22 protein-coding genes are annotated in these 18,006 nt (G+C 44.3%); 14 read left to right on the forward strand and 8 right to left on the reverse strand.

Going from position 1 to position 18,006, the window contains the following annotated elements; all coding sequences use genetic code 11:
• Nucleotides 1-5 precede the first annotated feature (5 nt).
• From EO130_RS01930 to EO130_RS01955, 6 genes are all read left to right on the forward strand, one after another.
• Complete coding sequence (locus EO130_RS01930; protein WP_127139843.1) at nucleotides 6-1,235, forward strand: efflux RND transporter periplasmic adaptor subunit; 1,230 nt, start codon at nucleotides 6-8, stop codon at nucleotides 1,233-1,235.
• A 6-nt stretch (nucleotides 1,236-1,241) separates the two neighbouring features.
• Nucleotides 1,242-1,883 carry a cation diffusion facilitator family transporter gene (locus EO130_RS01935; protein WP_116216549.1) on the forward strand — a complete coding sequence of 214 codons (642 nt, stop codon included), beginning with the start codon at nucleotides 1,242-1,244 and terminating at the stop codon, nucleotides 1,881-1,883.
• The gene (locus tag EO130_RS01940; RefSeq protein ID WP_015361364.1) at nucleotides 1,876-2,298 is read left to right on the forward strand and encodes a Fur family transcriptional regulator; all 423 of its coding nucleotides are present in this window, start codon (nucleotides 1,876-1,878) and stop codon (nucleotides 2,296-2,298) included. The genes EO130_RS01935 and EO130_RS01940 overlap by 8 nt, the downstream gene beginning before the upstream one ends.
• A gap of 27 nt (nucleotides 2,299-2,325) precedes the next feature.
• Nucleotides 2,326-3,117 (forward strand): cation efflux transmembrane domain-containing protein, encoded by a 792-nt coding sequence (locus EO130_RS01945; RefSeq protein ID WP_206513105.1) that lies wholly within the window; start codon nucleotides 2,326-2,328, stop codon nucleotides 3,115-3,117.
• Between the two features lie 33 nt (nucleotides 3,118-3,150).
• Entirely contained in the window at nucleotides 3,151-5,115 is a 1,965-nt protein-coding gene (locus EO130_RS01950; RefSeq protein WP_127139845.1) for a heavy metal translocating P-type ATPase, read from the forward strand.
• Nucleotides 5,116-5,403: 288 nt separating this feature from the next.
• The gene (locus EO130_RS01955) at nucleotides 5,404-5,703 is read left to right on the forward strand and encodes a MerR family DNA-binding protein (protein WP_127139846.1); all 300 of its coding nucleotides are present in this window, start codon (nucleotides 5,404-5,406) and stop codon (nucleotides 5,701-5,703) included.
• A 273-nt stretch (nucleotides 5,704-5,976) separates the two neighbouring features.
• On the opposite strand, the gene EO130_RS01960 is transcribed toward EO130_RS01955, so the two are convergent.
• From EO130_RS01960 to EO130_RS01995, 8 genes are all read right to left on the reverse strand, one after another.
• Nucleotides 5,977-6,798, reverse strand: a complete 822-nt coding sequence (locus EO130_RS01960) for an NHL repeat-containing protein (protein WP_127139847.1) — start codon at nucleotides 6,796-6,798, stop codon at nucleotides 5,977-5,979.
• A gap of 327 nt (nucleotides 6,799-7,125) precedes the next feature.
• Nucleotides 7,126-7,623, reverse strand: coding sequence for a heavy-metal-associated domain-containing protein (locus tag EO130_RS01965; protein WP_239057499.1), 498 nt, complete (start codon nucleotides 7,621-7,623; stop codon nucleotides 7,126-7,128).
• A gap of 28 nt (nucleotides 7,624-7,651) precedes the next feature.
• Nucleotides 7,652-8,521, reverse strand: coding sequence for a hypothetical protein (locus EO130_RS01970; RefSeq protein WP_239057500.1), 870 nt, complete (start codon nucleotides 8,519-8,521; stop codon nucleotides 7,652-7,654).
• Nucleotides 8,522-8,534: 13 nt separating this feature from the next.
• A complete protein-coding gene (locus EO130_RS01975; RefSeq protein WP_127139848.1) occupies nucleotides 8,535-8,807 on the reverse strand; it encodes a thioredoxin family protein in 273 nt (90 codons plus the stop codon).
• Between the two features lie 156 nt (nucleotides 8,808-8,963).
• A complete protein-coding gene (locus EO130_RS01980) occupies nucleotides 8,964-9,326 on the reverse strand; it encodes a metal-sensitive transcriptional regulator (RefSeq protein ID WP_127139849.1) in 363 nt (120 codons plus the stop codon).
• A gap of 64 nt (nucleotides 9,327-9,390) precedes the next feature.
• Nucleotides 9,391-9,600, reverse strand: a complete 210-nt coding sequence (locus EO130_RS15575) for a GDCCVxC domain-containing (seleno)protein (RefSeq protein ID WP_127139850.1) — start codon at nucleotides 9,598-9,600, stop codon at nucleotides 9,391-9,393.
• Nucleotides 9,600-10,202, reverse strand: coding sequence for a mercuric transport protein MerTP (gene merTP / locus EO130_RS01990; protein WP_127139851.1), 603 nt, complete (start codon nucleotides 10,200-10,202; stop codon nucleotides 9,600-9,602). The genes EO130_RS15575 and merTP overlap by 1 nt, the downstream gene beginning before the upstream one ends.
• Before the next feature lies 1 nt (nucleotide 10,203).
• Nucleotides 10,204-10,575, reverse strand: a complete 372-nt coding sequence (locus EO130_RS01995) for an ArsR/SmtB family transcription factor (RefSeq protein WP_127139852.1) — start codon at nucleotides 10,573-10,575, stop codon at nucleotides 10,204-10,206.
• Nucleotides 10,576-11,076: 501 nt separating this feature from the next.
• Here EO130_RS01995 and EO130_RS02000 point away from each other — a divergent pair.
• The 8 genes from EO130_RS02000 to EO130_RS02035 all read left to right on the forward strand — a co-directional run bounded on the left by EO130_RS02000 (nucleotide 11,077) and on the right by EO130_RS02035 (nucleotide 17,966).
• A complete protein-coding gene (locus tag EO130_RS02000; RefSeq protein WP_127139853.1) occupies nucleotides 11,077-11,913 on the forward strand; it encodes a DUF932 domain-containing protein in 837 nt (278 codons plus the stop codon).
• Between the two features lie 656 nt (nucleotides 11,914-12,569).
• Nucleotides 12,570-12,917, forward strand: coding sequence for a single-stranded DNA-binding protein (locus EO130_RS02005; protein WP_127139854.1), 348 nt, complete (start codon nucleotides 12,570-12,572; stop codon nucleotides 12,915-12,917).
• A gap of 70 nt (nucleotides 12,918-12,987) precedes the next feature.
• The gene (locus tag EO130_RS02010; RefSeq protein WP_127139855.1) at nucleotides 12,988-13,437 is read left to right on the forward strand and encodes a JAB domain-containing protein; all 450 of its coding nucleotides are present in this window, start codon (nucleotides 12,988-12,990) and stop codon (nucleotides 13,435-13,437) included.
• Between the two features lie 141 nt (nucleotides 13,438-13,578).
• Nucleotides 13,579-13,734, forward strand: coding sequence for a hypothetical protein (locus EO130_RS02015; RefSeq protein ID WP_239057501.1), 156 nt, complete (start codon nucleotides 13,579-13,581; stop codon nucleotides 13,732-13,734).
• Nucleotides 13,735-14,100: 366 nt separating this feature from the next.
• Nucleotides 14,101-14,280 carry a hypothetical protein gene (locus EO130_RS02020; RefSeq protein ID WP_127139856.1) on the forward strand — a complete coding sequence of 60 codons (180 nt, stop codon included), beginning with the start codon at nucleotides 14,101-14,103 and terminating at the stop codon, nucleotides 14,278-14,280.
• 472 nt (nucleotides 14,281-14,752) lie between these two features.
• Entirely contained in the window at nucleotides 14,753-15,337 is a 585-nt protein-coding gene (locus tag EO130_RS02025; protein ID WP_127139857.1) for a BfmA/BtgA family mobilization protein, read from the forward strand.
• A 2-nt stretch (nucleotides 15,338-15,339) separates the two neighbouring features.
• Nucleotides 15,340-16,359, forward strand: coding sequence for a MobB family relaxase (gene mobB / locus EO130_RS02030; RefSeq protein ID WP_127139858.1), 1,020 nt, complete (start codon nucleotides 15,340-15,342; stop codon nucleotides 16,357-16,359).
• Between the two features lie 11 nt (nucleotides 16,360-16,370).
• Nucleotides 16,371-17,966, forward strand: a complete 1,596-nt coding sequence (locus tag EO130_RS02035) for a type IV secretory system conjugative DNA transfer family protein (RefSeq protein WP_206513106.1) — start codon at nucleotides 16,371-16,373, stop codon at nucleotides 17,964-17,966.
• Nucleotides 17,967-18,006 lie beyond the last annotated feature (40 nt).

Here is an 18,006-nt window from a genome sequence, read left to right on the forward strand (position 1 = left end):
AAAAGATGAAAAAATTAAAATATATACCGATTACCACAATGCTTATGGCATTGACATTATTCAGCTGTGGCGAGTCAAAAACTGAAGATGGCCACGATGAAGCCACCCATTCTGAAACAGAAGAAAATCACTCTGAAGGGGAAGATGAAGAAGATAATATGGAAGGCGAAGCTAAGGAAGTAATGCTCACGGCACAGCAGTTTGAAGCCTTACAGATGGAAATTGACACGCTCTCACAACGTTATATGAGCGGTTATGTAGAAACAAATGGCACGCTGGAAGTACCACCCCAAAACGAAGCATCCATTACCGCCATAACAGGAGCAAATGTGGCATCCATAGAAGTAATAGAAGGTGATGAAGTGAAAAAAAATCAAGCGGTTGCCTATCTCTCACATCCCAGCATCATACAGATACAGAGCGATTACTTAAATGCACACAGCAACAGTCGGTTTTTAAAACAAGAATACGAACGTCAAAAAAGGCTTTATGAAGCTGGTGTGGCATCTGGTATGAATTTCCAAAAGGCAACGGCAGACTATCAGTCATCTACCGCAATGGTAAACGGGCTGGAAGCACAATTGCGACAGTACAACATCAATGTGAATGGCGTGCGCAATGGCACTATCTACCAGCGTGTTGCATTGCGCAGTCCCATTGCAGGGGTTGTAGAAAAAGTTTTTATAAAAACTGGACAATATGTGGAGCCACAGACCAACCTAATGGAAATAGTAGATACAGACCACGTACACGCAGATTTAATGGTTTTCGAAAAAGATGTTGATAGGGTAAAAAAAGGTCAACAAGTACGATTTAGCGTTCAATCAAGACCAGGAACGGAACTCGTTGCCGAAATTTATTCAGTAGGAAAAACCTTCGAGCAAGATCCTAAAGCGGTGCACGTACACGCAGAAATTGAGAACAAAGGTGGTGGTCTTATCTCAGGAATGTACATTAAAGGTAGGATTGAAGTTGATAACGATGAAACCGCTGAAACCGCATTACCAGAAAGTGCCATTATTACAGAAGGTGGTAGGGATTATGTGTTTAAAGCGCAAAGGGAAGGCAACACTTGGAGTTTTATACCAGTAGAAGTCACTACGGGCGAGAAGGATGGTGACTGGATAGCCATACGTTTTTTTGAAACCCCAGACCCAAATACTCATTTTGCCTTTAATAATGCCTATTACCTTATGGGAGAGATGAAAAAAGGGGAACTTGGTGACGATGATTAAAATGGAATGAAAGAAAAAAGAAAGAAAAACTTAAAAGTAGCAAGAACCTTACAGATTTGGAACGTCATCTACGATGTTATTGAAGTTGCGGTCTCGCTTATTGCTGGATTTACGGCAAATAGTTCGGCTCTGATAGGTTGGGGATTGGACAGCACGATTGAAGTGGTTAGTGCGGGAACATTAGGCTGGCGACTACACGGCGAGATTAAAGGTATCGATGAAGAAAAAGTAAAACGAAGACAAAAAATCACGTTAAACGTAATTGCAGTTTCCTTTACGCTCATCTGTATTTTCATTTCCTACGATTCCATTACAAAGCTTATAAATAAAGAAACCGCAAACTGGAGCACGATGGGACTGATTATATTATTGGTTTCCCTGGTTGTAAATCCTATCCTGATCTATTTCAAAAGAAAGTATGGAAAGAAATTAGACAGTCCAGCCTTGCTGGCTGATGCTAAAGACACCTTTATTTGCTTATACCAAACCGTGGTCGTACTTATAGGATTGCTATTGGTCAACTGGTTAGGCTGGTGGTGGGCAGATCCTGTGGCGGCATTACTTATCGTTCCGTACGCTGCAAAAGAAGGCTATGAAGCCTACAATAAAGCTAAAAATATCAATTATAACACCGCACAAAATGACTGAAATTGAAAAAACATTAAATGACCATAACGTGCGTCCCACCGCAATGCGCATCTTGATTTATAAGTATATGGCCGATAGGGATGCCGCCATCGCCCTGACTGATATTGAGAATGCTTTCGCAAAAGCGGATAGAACCACATTGTACCGAACCCTAAAAACGTTTGAAGAAAAAAACGTGGTGCATCACATAGATGACGGAACTGGAATCTCTAAATACGCACTTTGTGAAGAAGGCTGTAATTGTGAAATAGAACAGGATTTGCATTTACATTTTCATTGCACTAACTGTGACGAAACAGTTTGTTTAACGGAACAAAAAATCCCGCATATCAATTTGCCAGATGGATATTTGGCAGAGGATGTTAATCTCGTGGTTACGGGAATATGCGAAAAATGCAGCAGTAATTTACTTTAATAAACAAACGAACAAATTAGATTGATTTTGAAAAAAAGCACTTTTATAATAACTAAAATGGACTGCCCTTCAGAAGAGCAGATGATTCGGATGAAGTTAGAGTCTTATGCTCAAGTAAAACACTTGGATTTTGATATTCCAAACAGAAAATTGGAAGTATATCACGTGGACGACGTCAAGGCGATAAAAACGTCTATAGCCAGCTTAAAACTTGGGGATTCCTTAGAAGGAACCACAGAAGCCGAACCACCCGTAATGGAAGACCAATCCAAACAAAAAAGAATCCTATGGTGGGTCTTGGGCATCAACTTTGGCTTTTTCGTTATCGAAATGACCACCGGTTGGATTTCTTCTTCGATGGGTCTTGTGGCAGACTCATTAGATATGCTGGCAGATTCCATCGTATATGCATTAAGCCTATTTGCGGTAGGCGGTGCCATTTCAAGAAAAAAGAAGGTTGCGAAATACAGCGGATACTTTCAGATGGCATTGGCAACACTTGGGTTTGCAGAGGTCTTGAGAAGGTTTTTTAGCAATACCGAAACACCCTTGTTTCAATGGATGATTATCGTTTCAATTTTCGCATTGGCAGGTAATTTGATATCGCTCTGGCTCATCAACAAGGCAAAGAGTCAAGAGGCTCATATGAAGGCAAGTGCCATTTTTACATCCAATGATATTATTGTTAATGGTGGTGTTATAGTAGCTGGGGTGCTGGTTTATTTTCTGAATAGTAAATGGCCCGATTTAGTGATTGGCGGCATCGTTTTCACTTTTGTAATGCGCGGTGCATTGAGAATATTGAAATTATCGAAGTAGTTTTTAAAATGATATCAAACTTGATTAGAACATATGAAAAAGAAAAAAATAAACTTACGTGACTTAGAACCAAAAAAACAACAAGGCGAGCACAGTCACGACGATGGCCATAACCATAGCAGCCCTGAAGAAATTTCAAATTTTAGAACCTATCTACCGGCTATTTTCAGCTTTGTGATGTTGATAGCCGGAATCGCTATTGATTACTTTGATGCGTTTCCTTTCTTCAAAGGATGGATTCGCATAGTATGGTACACGGTAGCCTATATCCCTGTTGGTTTTCCGGTGATAAGAGAAGGCTGGAAAAGTATTAAAAATGGTGATTTCTTTACCGAATTTTTCTTGATGTCCATAGCCACTTTAGGGGCGTTCGCTATCGGCGAATATCCAGAAGGCGTAGCCGTAATGTTATTTTATGCTGTGGGCGAACTGTTCCAGAATGCGGCCGTTAACCGTGCGAAGGGAAATATAAAAGCCTTACTCGATGTAAGACCAAATGAGGCTTTGGTTTATCGTGATGGTGATTTTGTTTCAGTAAATCCCGAGACTGTTGAAATCGGTGAAAAGATACAGGTACGTGTAGGCGAAAAAGTTCCTCTTGATGGCATTATACTTTCTGAAAAGGGTTCTTTTAATACTGCTGCCTTGACAGGCGAAAGCAAACCTGATACAATTGCTAAAGGCGATACCGTTTTTGCTGGAAGCATCAACCTTGATGGTGTAATCGAAATCGAGACGACCAAGGAATTCAAGGATAGTTCCATTGCACGAATTCTGGATATGGTACAGAATGCAACTGCCAGAAAATCAAAGACCGAACTGTTCATCAGAAAATTTGCTCGGATTTATACGCCAATCGTTGTATTCCTTGCCATCGGACTGACGTTTCTACCTTACTTTTTTGTAGATGATTATGTTTTTAGGGATTGGCTCTATCGAGCATTAATATTCCTTGTGATATCCTGTCCTTGTGCTTTAGTCATCTCTATACCGCTGGGCTATTTTGGCGGTTTGGGTGCGGCATCCCGCAACGGTATTCTTTTTAAAGGTGCATCCTTTTTAGATGCAATGACCCAAGTAAACACGGTCGTAATGGACAAAACAGGAACCGTTACCAAAGGGGTTTTTAAAATCAAAGAAATCAATTCCATCACATTTGAGGAAGCCGAATTTATGAAGTACTTGATGGCAATGGAAGAGCAATCTACCCATCCTATTGCAAAAGCGATTCTCGAATATAAAGCAGACGGTTCGGATTACGAGGCGACCGATGTTTCAGAAGTTGCAGGAAAAGGTTTAAAAGGAACGGTCAATGGGAAAACGGTATTGGTAGGTAATAAAGCTTTGATGACCTCAAATGGCATAGAAGTCCCTTCGGAAACAGATGGTATTGTAGAATCCATCGTTATGGTGTCCATAGATGGAACATTCGCAGGTTATGTAACCATTGCAGATGAACTGAAGGATGATGCGCACCAAGCCATTAAACAAATTCGAGATTCGGGAATTTCAAAGATTATAATGCTATCAGGCGACAAAGACTCAATTACACAACAGGTTGCAAAAGAGTTAAATATCGATTGGGCAAAAGGTGGTTTGTTACCTGAAGATAAACTCAATGAGGTTGAAGAGCTCAAAAAGCAACCCGAAACCAAAGTAGCCTTTATCGGTGATGGTATTAATGATGCACCCGTTTTAGCAGCAAGTGATGTAGGTATTGCGATGGGTGGTTTAGGAAGTGATGTCGCCATCGAAACAGCCGATGTTATCATTCAGACCGATCAACCGAGTAAGATTGCAAGAGCAATAAAAATTGGTCGTTCAACGCGAAGAATCGTATGGCAGAATATTGGGCTTGCATTTGGGGTCAAGGTCATTGTCCTCATTCTCGGTGCTGGTGGCTTGGCCACGATGTGGGAAGCCGTATTTGCTGATGTAGGTGTTGCGCTGCTTGCTATCCTCAATGCCGTTAGATTGCAGAAAATGAAGTGGCAATAGGTCTTTTAATAAAGGGACTTATAGAAATACAGCCCCATAAATTAAACATTTTATGAAACGCAACGAATCCAGAAAAGAGATACTTAAAAAGACCAAATAAACAGAATGTTTGCGAACACCTACAATTTTAAGTGGTTGGATTTTGTATGCGATGTTTGTGCTCATTATTTTTTAAGTTTTCTTTACAAATATAGACCGTGGAGTATAGTCAACGGTCAAGCGAAATGTAGACTTTATTTTTAAGGTATATGCAAATGGGCCAGTTGTCCAAGAAAACAAGGTTTTCCGGTGATACCATATGCTTTTATAAAAGAAGGGTTTGATGCCGATGTCTCAAAGGAAGATGAATGCAACAGTTATAGGAATTACTCCGATGGAACTTTGGAAAAACTTCTTGTCAATGATGAAATGAAAGGCTTTGGGGTTACCTTAAATGAGATTTCAGATTTTTTGGGGCTATTGGAATTCAATACAGCTGCGTGTGAGAATGTATCACAAAAAATGCTTGAAAAGGTAAGGTTGATCGATAAGAAAATAAAAGAGTTGAAAGAAATGAAGAGCCTGATTATTGGAAGCTTGGATTCCTGAGCGTCCCAAGAAAGCAAATCGGAAAATTGCCCCTTGATTTCAGTAAATTTTTAGTTGAACGCTCAATTTTTCAGAGTAGCACATAACTTCTAACGGAACTCCATTCGGTATATATCCTCTATTTGGTGGTGCAAGATTTGATAATCCTTTAGCCTATCAAACCGATTAAAGGTGCCCTGCAATAATATTTTTTAGAAAGAATAGACCAAATATTTTCATAAAAAGATGCTATTGTTACGTAAAGTATTTTTTTAAGGAACCAGTGATACATTACTATCTTAAAGACCAGATTAAAATTGAGTTTTCCTTAAAATTTGTGATGTAAAGTTTGTTCCTGTCGAACAGAACATCAGTTGGATATACGATGTTTTCTGTCAATATCTGAAGCAGTTGGCCCTGATGGTCAAAAATTAATACCCGACTATTTTCTTGGTCGGTGATGGCCAATTCATTGACGTTTAAAGCAATTCCTGAAGCCACGTTTATTTTCTCATTTTGTCCGATGGTGGCAATATGGTTGCCTTCAAAATCAAAAATCTGGATCCTGTGGTTATAGGCATCAGCCACGTAAACCTTGCCGTTTTTCATCTTTACATCTATAGGATAGTATAGTTTCCCATCCTTATGTCCCTGTTTACCGATGGTAAAACTTTTATTAGGGGTCTCCACAATAATACGATGGTTATAAAAATCAGCGACCAAAATGGTGTCCCCATATACGGAAACACCTGCCGGTGCCTGTGGAGTCTTATTTATTTTCATGGGGCTTAACCTGCTATTTTTATATTTCCAAATGGAATCGGTCAAAAACTCTGGAATATAAAGTGTACCCTTTTCAAAATGGATGTTCATCGGTCGTTGGATGCCCGTGATGGAATCCAATACTTTTCCGTTCAGGTCTATTTTATACAGCCGGAAATAATCGGGGTCCGTAAACCAGATGACATCCCTATCCTTTGCCAACGCCAAGGGACGGGATTCTTCGGGAAGCGTAATCTTTCGTTCAAGCTGCCACTGTTTTTTGTGCCTCTCACAACCGGATATGAAAAGAACCAAGAAAACAATTGAGAGGACACTAACTAGTTTAGAATTCATATAAGTAGTTTAAGACGATAAAAATCAGGACCAGCGAGGTAACCGTCCATAAAGACCATGAATTGATACTGCATTTGCCAACGGTATTTTCGCACGGTTTCCCTTTGTTGCACTTTCTTGAACCTTTGAAATTTTTGTAGTGGGCGATCCCAAGAACAACTACCGAAAAGGTGCTCAGATAGGATTGTGCGGGATGCAGCCATTCAAAGTTTCCGGCCAAAACTCCCAATCCTGCCCCGAACGATAAAAATGCGGGCACAAGACAGCACATCAGGGGTAGAAAAGAGGTAAGCAAGCTTGTGCTCAACATCAATTTTAAAGTGGTCCTCATTGAATCCGTTCCATTTTTGATATCGTAAGTATCCATTGGCTTGGAAGATTGTCATCTTCCACATCGTCCACCGTGCCACTCACCGTGACGTTGCCCTCCGTCATTTTTTCAAGATATTCTGTAGAAGTGGCCTGCGACACCAAAAATTGTTCCCGGGGGGTGGCTACCAACCATTGGCCATTTTCTTTACTTAGTTTGCCCGAAACGGTCACCGCTGCTTTTTTAGCGGAAAACCCGTTCTTTTTCACTTCCTCTTGAATGGCCCCCAAAGTGAGTTCGTTCTCAGCGGCCAGGTCAAGATAGGCCCTTCCATCATTGAGACTGACACGGACCTTCTGAAGACCGTCCATCTTTTTCAGTCCCCGTTCCAGGCCATAGGCACAAGGGGCACAATCCATCCCGTACACTTCCTGGTCCACGTAGGTTATCTGGGCGTTTAGAGTGCCCACAACCAACAAGACCATTATTATCACCAATACACTATTTTTCATCATACTCAACTTTTTAAAAATTTATCGCTATCTATAACCAATAGCTCAGATTTATCGCTACTCGGTATTTTTCCCTTACAGCTCCTGGAGTCAGGTTCTGTACCGCCGGGAACATAGCGCCAAAGGATATGCCCCATGCACCGTACAGTCCCAAAAAAGATGGGCCGACCAGAACCTTCGTGCTTCTCGTGCCAGAATCGTTCAGGTTTCCCTCATAGATGGCCTCACCGGGAAACTCGGCCAACGATTCAATGAAAATGCGCCAATCGGGTTTTGGATAATCACCCATAAAAATATTGGGGCGATACCCCACAACGGCAGAGGCATAGGGCAAATCCCCCAATTGTTCGCCGTTTTTCCCGAAATAATAGTGGTATCCTCCCCCGAGCCATCCATACCAGGTCCGTGAAGCATAGCCAGTTGAAATGGCGGCGTGTACGGATTGGCCGACGTTGACCTGTCCGCGTACATCATCGGTAGGTGTGGAAACACCAAAAACAGCGGTTGACTCAAAGCGCTTGCCCACACCAAAGGCATTGGAAAAAAAACGGTACCAAAGAGAAGCCTCGATATCTCCGTTTGCGGGCATATTGCTGTTGCCCCGGGTCCTCGGTGCGTTATCCAAACGCCCGATCATTGTCGGTGTGGTCAAATTGACCTGCAAATCTTCGGTAATTCCATAGGAAAATAGATAACGCAACATATACAAGGTTTCATCTTCCGTGCTTAGGGTCATACCAGCCACATTCAGATCCACTCCGCCCTTGGCAAGGGTCGGGGTCTGTAGACCATACAAGGGGCCGTGGCCTTGAGCCACCGCTACCCCCGTGAAAGCCAATTGGAATATCAATACCAGATAGTTGATTCTTGCCGGTAACTTCGTGATTTTTTTGACAATCATTTTTAGCTGGTTTTTATGAGATCTGTCCAATGCCCGCCTCCGTCAACCTTTCTTTGGTAATGGACGAGTCCTTACAACAATCCAACAATTTTCCGTTGACCGCAACCGCCGGTATTTTATGTACTCCGTATTCATTCATCTTAGCGAGACAGGTCTTATCGCTGAATTGCTCAACCAAATCGTATGTGGTTACTTCACATTCATCACAAGCCAGTTCCCGAACCATTTCGACGACAGGGTCACAGATCGGACAATTGGCGGTAAAAACTTCTACTTGACGTTTCATCTTTCTGTTTTTGAATTGTTTATTTCTTCTTTCCATTGTCATCGGATCCAAACAACGAATCAAATGTAGGAAGGAGGGTAGGGTGGTCTCCAAACAATATTAAAAAAAAATGTCCCTTTTTTTTGGGCCATTGATCGTATTGCTTTTTGGTAAAGTTTATTTGTCCCTATAGTCTTCCAGTTTGGCCTTAAGGGAGGCTATTTCCTTCATTTTGTCCGTAAGACTGTCCAATTCCAGATTAGGGAACTGCTTCCTGATAAATTCAATACGGTCTTCATTGCCACAATTCCCAGGGCAGGCTTCCACGGTTTCTGAAATCTTGATGGCAAGTGCCTTTCGATAGGTTTCGTCAAGCAACAGGAAGTAGGCCTTCTCCAGTCCCTTCTGGGCTGCCTTGAACTGTATCAGTATCTTCTCCGGGTCCGTATCCTCATCCAGCATTTTAACGAGACCGCTTATTTGCCCATTGATACTTTGCAACCTCGTTTTTATGTCCTTGCTTAAATCTCGTGGTATCATTGATTTTGAATTTTGTGACAAAGTAATGAGGCTCCCAGGGTGGTCCCCAAATAATTTTTCAAATTTACTCGCAACATAGAGAGCCTTCCTGAACGGATGGACAGGCAACGGTGCCATACGAGCAAAAGACACAGCAATCGCCCGCTTTTGGCCTTAAAACCTCCTTGCAATTTTCACAATCGTAAAAGAATTGGCAAGCCGTGGTCGGCATCAGTTCTTTCTTGCGGTGTCCGCATTTGGGACACGTAATGGTGGATTCTAACACAGTTTTCATTATTCGATGATCTTATATCCGGTTTTTTTAATGGCAGATGCTATATCATTGGCACTTACCTTACTGTTATCAAACTTTACGACAGTCAGGGATGTCCCATAATTTGCATCTACTTCCAAAATGCCCTCTAGTTTGTTGACCTCGTTTTCAATATGGGCCTCGCAACCTGCACATGTCATTCCCTCTATGGAATAAGTCAATTCACTTACGTTACTTTCAGATACAAATACGACTTGCTTTTCAACATTGGAGTTGGAATAATACATATGTGAATAGTAAGGGAATGCCAACATTATACCTGCAAAAATGGTAATCAAAAACAGGAAAGTCTTGGATTGTATGAACTTAGGTCTATCATCTTCACAGGCGCAATCAATATCCTGTGGACGTGGTTTTAATTTTTGATACCACGCAAATCCAAGAATCAAAACGGTCACACCCATTAAAATAGGTCTGTACGGCTCTATCCAAGAAAATGTGGAAGCAATTCCAGTAGTGCCGGAAAGCAGAGCCAAGACAGGGGTGATACAGCACAGTGAGGCCACGAAAGCTGAAAATAATCCAGTAAATGCCATTCGGTTGGATGTCATCGTTTTTTTCATGTTATGCAATTTTCCTTTCAGAGACCACATTGCTCAAAATAGCAGCCAAGAACGCTTGGTTTTCCTTTGAAATACTATAAAAGATAGTTTGACCTTCTCTACGGGTGGAAATGACATTTACATCCCTCATCTTACGTAAGTGCTGGGAAATAGCGGGAACGCTCATTTCCAGAATATCCGCAAAGTCGCAAGGACATAATTCAGTTTCCCGCTGTAACAAAAACAATATCTTAAACCTAACTTCATTGCCGGCCAGTGCCATAATTTTACTTATGGCTTCAATGGAAGTTGATACAGCGTTCAAATCTTCTTTACAGCGAAGAATTTGAACATGGTCGGCTTCTGCCCTGATACAACTGGTTTCAAATTTCATATGTATTCTTTCCGACAAAGTTACATGTATATAATAATTTAAGCAAATACTTAAATATGTAATTTCTATCCACGACCGTTTTTCTTAAGGATGGAATCCAAACGAATGATCTTCTATTGGAGTTTTTGTTCTTTTCCTTAGTATTCTGGTTGGATAAGCTTTTTTGGATTATCAATGATCCTTGATTTTAAAGCCTAAGATATATATGCTCAACCCACCACTTGATTCACTTTGCTGGGATAAATCGAAAACATCGGAACAAACTTTTATACTCGGGTCTTTACCCAAGTGGTTCAGATCATATGGTTTTCCACTTTGAATGACACCATGGCCCAACACCCCGACCAATCCTTTGCACCAAGGTAAACGTCGCATCCTGTCACCGGACAAGGGACGGCATAAAGCCGCCAATCGCTTTTTATTCCGTTTCCTTGCCGCTCCACAGCCTGCCTCCCGTTTGGATTTCCATGCAAATATTGTTTAACCTTAAATCCAATGATTATGTATTTAGACAGATTGCAACAGGACGAGGTCTTCGTACCGACCCAGGTAAGACCGTTAAATGAACTGACCCCAATGCCCTCCCGTAAAGGGCTGGAACGCGCCATTGTCAGCAATGGCAAGATTGTCAATATTGTGTCCAAGAGCTATGGGCACATCGCCAACGAGCTTTTCTTCAAAAAAGCGGAACAGATGCTCATCGATGCGGGTCTTGACTACCACCGCCAGACCATCAACCGCTCGGACCGTACCTTCTGCATGGACTTTATCCTTTCCGACAGCTCCCAGTTCTCGGTGGGCAATGGAGAGGATACCATTCTGCCGATGCTGCGGTTTACCAACTCCTACGATGGGAGCGAGCGCACCTCGGGACATTTTGGGTTCTACCGCCAAGTATGCTCCAATGGCCTGCACGTGGCACAGGCAGAGATTGCCTTTTCCATCAAGCACAGCACCAACGGCGCCCACTTGATCATGCCCGAGATGGAGGGGCTGTTCAAAAAGTTCATGGACAACGAGTTCTATACCATCTCCGACAGGTTCAGCCAAATGATGGCCGTCGAACTGGTGGACACCAAGACCTTCGTAAGGGAAGTGCTGGAACGTACCAAACTGTTCCGTTATGAGTGCAGCGACAAGAACGCAAACCCGTCCAAAAAGGCCCGTGAGGTCATCGACATATTGGACAATGAGGCCGTATTGTTGGGCACTGCCCCAAACCTCTGGTTGGGCTACAATGCCTTCAATGCCGTATTGCACGGTACCCTGAAACGAAGCTTTTCACGTCAAGAGCGTCTGGACAAACAACTCTTCCAGACCGTCCTTGACATGGCCTAAGTGTCCCGGTCGGTCATCAAGAGGGCACAACCCATGAAGGGATCGCCATTGCCAATACATCGACTCCCGGTACCTGAAGTATCGGGAGTTTTTTTGTTCGGTCATCAAAGCATTTAAATACTATCAGGAATCGGTCAAACAAGGAAGCCCAACGTCCAGTGCTTTTTCACGTCATCCCCGGCAAACCCTTCTTGGGGCTTTGCTCGTGGATTCCTAAAGCCCTGTCGTTGGTCTGGTGATTTTAAGGGGTTCATAATAAAAGAAGCCTTTGGTTGTTTTTCGGGGCATCGAAAAACAGGGCAGTGCCCAAGGACTTCCAATCAGGACGCCATCCCCTTAGCTCGCTTAACTTTCCGTACGCTCGCACGGGTCTGGGTCGGAAGGAATTCCTAGGGCCCTTATGGAACCCGTCAAGGCCAAGCGGGTTTTGCTCACAAATAGGGTTTCCACTTCCTAGTTTTTAGCCCTTCGGTAAAAACCACGTCGCAGAGCCTCCCGATTTCCTCCCAAAAGCCTTGACTGAACCCCCTTCTTTTATTGTGCTGCGCACCCAAGAAGCAAACAAACACCCCTTAAAATCCGCACACAATTGCATGGAGATACGGGGAAATCAGTAACCCGTCTGCCAAGAGGGCAGGCATTTAAAACCTTTTATTATGAGCAGTTTAAGAAACAAAGTACAGTTGATCGGTAACGTGGGGCAAGACCCAGTGATCACCAACTTGGAAAATGACAAAAAAGTTGCCCGTTTGTCCTTGGCGACCAATGAGCATTACAGGAACAAAAAGGGCGAAAAGGTCACCAATACCGAATGGCACAACGTGACCGCCTGGGGCAAGACCGCCGACATCATCGAAAAGTTTGTAATCAAGGGAAAGGAACTTGCCATTGAGGGAAAACTGACCTCCCGATCCTATGAGGACAAAGAGGGCAACAAGCGCCATGTGACCGAAGTGGTAGCGAGTGAGATTTTACTGTTGGGTGGAACCACCAGCGAGGAATAGAGGTTACGGGTGCCCTGTCTTTCTTTGGATTGGGCGCCCCATTCCTTTTTTAACCTGTAACAAGAAAAAGATGGAACTCAAAGTCAACGAAATACAGATCAGTTATCGGGAAAAGCTCTCTACCCTCAAATCCCTGTCGGTGACCAACTCCAAGGAGGTGGCGGAACTGTTGTTCCAAAATTGGGACAATCAGACCATAGGCCTGTACGAAACTTTTAAGATCGTATTGCTGAACCAGTCCAACAAGGTCAAGGGCATTTATCCGCTCTCCCATGGGGGCATCACGGGAACCTTGGTGGATGTGCGCATCCTGTTTGCCCTAGTACTGAAAACCCTTTCCGTGGGGGTCATCCTGGCACACAACCATCCCTCTGGGCAGCTCAAGGCAAGTTACCAGGACAAACAATTGACCCAAAAAATCAAAGAGGCCGCACAGCTTTTTGATGTCAAGGTATTGGACCATATCATTCTGGCACCCGATGGACGGTATTACAGTTTCGCAGATAACGGAATCCTATAAATGTTGTAGAAATGGACGAAAAGACAACAACATCCGAGCCTGAAAATGCAGAAGCATATCAACATGACCCAAGGGACTATCCCGATGGGTTCGATCCGAGCCTTTATGATTTGTAAACAATGAATTTTTAAACATTGAAACATGGTCTATTTGAATTTTACAAACCTCGATAGCGAAACCCAGGAACGTTTGCTTTCCAGTTCCAAGGAAGATGTGGAATATCGTTCCGGGACCGAATTGCGCCAATTTGCAGAAATCCATGATAAGGACTATGAAGCCCTCTTGGGCCTGCCCTGAGCGGAGTCGAAGGGAAGCGATGCGAAATCTATACAATTATGATTTTGTATTTAATATGTGAACCCTAAACACACTATCCAAGCCCATCCATTATGATGGGCTTTTTTTATGGGTTCATGGTTTGTTTTTAGGTGGGTCGAACACCCAAAAACCAATTAGGGAAATTCTTGTTTGTAAAGTACTGGGCAACCTCAAAGAATACCTATCCCTTATTTGACCGCAAGTTCGCCCTTCAAAAATGTTCCCATCAAAAGACTACGGCATAAACCGTTCGTACCTCACTATTTATTCCGTTTCCTTTTGAGCCGAAATTTTTGGGAAGTGCGGGGATGCCATCAAATAATTGATAACTTAAAATCATGTATTATGAAAGCAATTGTAAAAAAGTCGTTGGAGATCCCGGCAAAGAAACACCCAAAGAAAAGCGTTGTCAAAAAGACAGCTGATGCCACGGTGGACAAAACCTACTCCCTGGTGGTCAATCTCTGGATATTCCGGTATGAATATTACAGGGAACAGACCGACACCGTCCCATCGGAGGACTGACTGGAACAAGGCCCTTGAAAAAGGGTCTTTTTTTTTGGCGTTCCGGGGGAACACCTGACGTTGTGGAAACCCAGAAATGCCCGTTCCATATATTCCGTGGGCAAATGATGCCATTTGCCCACAGAACGCATTTTTGTACCCCGGGGAATGTGGGTATATTTAAGATGCTGCACCGCAGCACAGTTTGCACGGCATCCCAACCTGATTTGACTTTCCCAAAGTCCGTGCTCCATAAGGTATAATATGATAAGGGACGGCGGTCTTTTCAAGACGGCTTGTGCGATGCTTTTTTGGGCCGCTGCACAAAAAGGAGGAGCAAGAGGGTAGCACGCTCGCGCGTCCTTCCGATCATAGTTGCTGCGCAAGACCCCTGTTTATGGGGGTTTGTGATATTTTAAAAAATAGGGTCCTTGGCGTTTTTAGCGTAAAAATCCGCTGGGGCCAATAAAACCAAGGAATTTTTAAGCTAAAAATGGATAGAGGATACGAAAAGGAAGCGTTTCGGACCGTGTGCATCAAAATATCGGTGCTCGCCAAATTCAAGGGCTTTTCCAAGCGGCAAGGGAAATCCCATTCCATGACGCTATTGGCCATGGTGGAGTTTTTTGAGCACAACGGGATCTCCCCGGACGAACGGATGCACGAGACGATCGCCAGCCTCAAATACCTGATCAAACGCCGCTTCAATGCCATGGTCGCCATTATGCGCAGCATTGAAAAGGAACAGACCCTGCCCACCGTTAGCATGATCCAGGCCCTCTTTGAACAGGAGCTGGCATCCGATGATGAGGAATGGGACAGCGATTTTGATTTTATCGAACAGCAATTGACCGAGGCCAAGCCATCCAAGGAGATGGAATCTTTTGATGTGGAGGTCACCGTGCCCAAGATCCGTTATGACCGTTTGGAAGAACAAATGGAGGAGCTCAAGGAGGATTTTACCTATGTGCTGGACCATGTGAGCGTATACCACAACCGCTTTGGGAAGGACCACCTCAAATTGGACCTCAATCCCGAGGCCATTGAAAAATACCGTACAAAACTTAAAAAGAAGTAATTATGTACATCGCCATCACACGCCAACAACTGGGGGACAATTTTAAGGGGAGTGCCCGGGATTTTGTCAACTATCTGGAAAAGGAGAACGAAGGGAGGGAACCGGAACTACAGGAAGGGTATTTCAATCAGGAAGAGAACAACATCGATGCGGAGCGGGTCATTGCCGAGATCGACGCCAATACGGCCAAGCTCAAGAAACGGGAGCCCAAATTCTATTCCCTGGTGGTGAGCCCTTCCCAAAGGGAACTCCAGCATATCGGAAACGACCCCGAGAAACTGAGGCAATATACCCGGCAGGTTATGAATACCTATGCGGCCTCCTTTTATCGGGACCGTGAAGTGACCGTCAAGGACATCCTCTATTTTGCCAAACTGGAACGGGAACGCACCTATTCCGAAAAGGATCGCGAGGTCAAGGAAAACCAGGCCCATGCCAGCAAGATATTGGAACTGCAACACCGGGTCAGGGCCATTAAGGAAGGGCGGGAGCAAGGGGAAATTGCCAAGCTCCGGGAAAAGATAAATGTACTGGAAGGAGAGGCCCCACACCAATTGAACGGGAAGCGCATCGTACCCGGTATGGCCAAGGAAGGCTACCAGAGCCATATCCATATCATCGTGAGCCGAATGGATAGGACCAATACCCATAGCCTTTCCCCGGGGTCCAAGTTCCGAACTTCCGAGACCACGCTCCATGGGCAGACCGTCAAACAGGGCTTTGATCGGGACAAGTTCTATCGGGCAGCGGAAAAGACCTTTGACCAACAATTCAATTACCGAAGGAACTTTGTGGAGACCTACCATGCCCGTAACCTCTTGGACAAGGATCCCGAACGCTTCTTTTCCGCATTATTGGGATTGCCGACGAATGAACGGCAGGCGGCCAAGCAATTGTTGTTCAAGGCGGGCATCAAGGTGCCGACCATCCCTACCAACAAGGCGCAATTGGCCTATAAGGCGATGATGCAGCTCAAAAAAGGGATTGGAAAGGCCTTGGAATCGGGATCGATTGGAATTTAAATATATGGGTTATGGATAGTTTAGGATGGATTGAAATTGGAATTGGTTTGTTGATTGGGGGCTTAATCTCTTTTGTGGCCAATCGTTACCTCAAGTATGGCTTTCTGTATTATCTCGGTATCCTGCTTATGGTGGCAATTGCCATTGGAGGGATATTCGGCTGGGACCTACTTTTGAAGCAGTCGATGGGCCTATGGCTCCCCTTGTTTTTTCTGCATACCGTCATCTATGGGCTGGTGGATTATCATAAGGATACGAGTAAACCTTCAAAGGTGTTCGAGGTCAAATTAAAGGTCAAGGGCAGGTCCCTGGTCCTAGGGAACATCCGCAGGGGGGTATCCGTGATGGCCTCCGCAGGGAGCGGGAAGACCGAAAGTGTCATCTATGGCTTCTTGGAGCATTTTAAGCAGCAGCGGTTTTCCGGGGTCATCCACGATTACAAGGATTTTGAGATCACGGAAATGGCCTGTCCCCTTTGGAAAGATCAAAAGGTACCCTTCCATATCGTGTCCTTTGGGCCGATCTACCATCGGGTGAATCCCATTGCACCCCGTTACCTGCCCGATGAGGAGAGTGTCCACGAGGTGTCCCGGGTATTGTTGGAAAACCTGATGGAACATCGAGATTCGGATGAGAACAGTACCTCCCGTTTTTTTAAGGATGCTGCTGAGGGCTTGATCAGCGGACTGATCTGGCGGCTCAAGACCGATTATCCCGATTTTTGTACCCTGCCCCATGTGATGGCCCTCTACCAGCAGTTGGGCACCAAGAGCCTGATCAAGTTTCTGAAGGGGAACCTTACCTCACGTGCCATGGCCGATGCCTTTATCAGTGGGGTGGGGTCGGAACGGCAGACCGCTGGGGTGATGAGTACCTTGGCCAATGCCATCAAAAAGATCAGTACCCGAAAGGTTTTTATGGTATTGTCCGCCGATGAGATTCCGCTGGACATCAATAATGCCGAAAACCCCTCGGTTATTGCCTTGGTAAACAATCCCCAGAAAGATGCTTCCCTGTCCCCGGTGATCGCCACCATTATGCATACCATTTCCAAACAGATGAGCCAACGCAACCGAAAGCCCTCCTTTATGCTGTTGGAAGAGGCCTCCACCTTACGCTTGTTGAATATGCACCGCATCCCGGCCACGCTGCGGAGCTACGATATTGTGAGCGTATATGTGCTACAGGATAAGGTTCAGAACGATATGATGTACGGGGAAAAGGCCAGTAAGGCCATTTTGTCCAATCTGTCCTATCAGTTCTTTGGGAAGGTGAACGATCCGGATACGGCCCGCTATTATGAGCGGTTCTTTGAACTGGTCAAGATGCCGACACGGAGTGTGAGCAAGAGTTCAGGCTTGAGTTTGGAGCGACGGATTACGGAAGGGGAAAAAGAAGTATCCAAACGCAGGGCAGAGGTGTTTTTTCGGTTGAAGCAGGGGGAGTTTGTGGTGTTTGCGGATGGGAAGGATCGAAAGGTGCAGTTCCACAGGCCTGAAATTCCAAAAGGCTTGCCCAAGCCCCTTGAAATCAAGGAGGGGGATTTGGAGCGGCATTATTTAAAAGTCCATCGGGAGGTCAGGTCGATATTTGAACCCGATAAGTAATGGTCAGGAAACAGAATGCTATCTGATGGTGAGAGTAGGT

This window comes from Flagellimonas marinaquae, assembly GCF_003992675.1.
GTDB lineage: Bacteria > Bacteroidota > Bacteroidia > Flavobacteriales > Flavobacteriaceae > Flagellimonas > Flagellimonas marinaquae.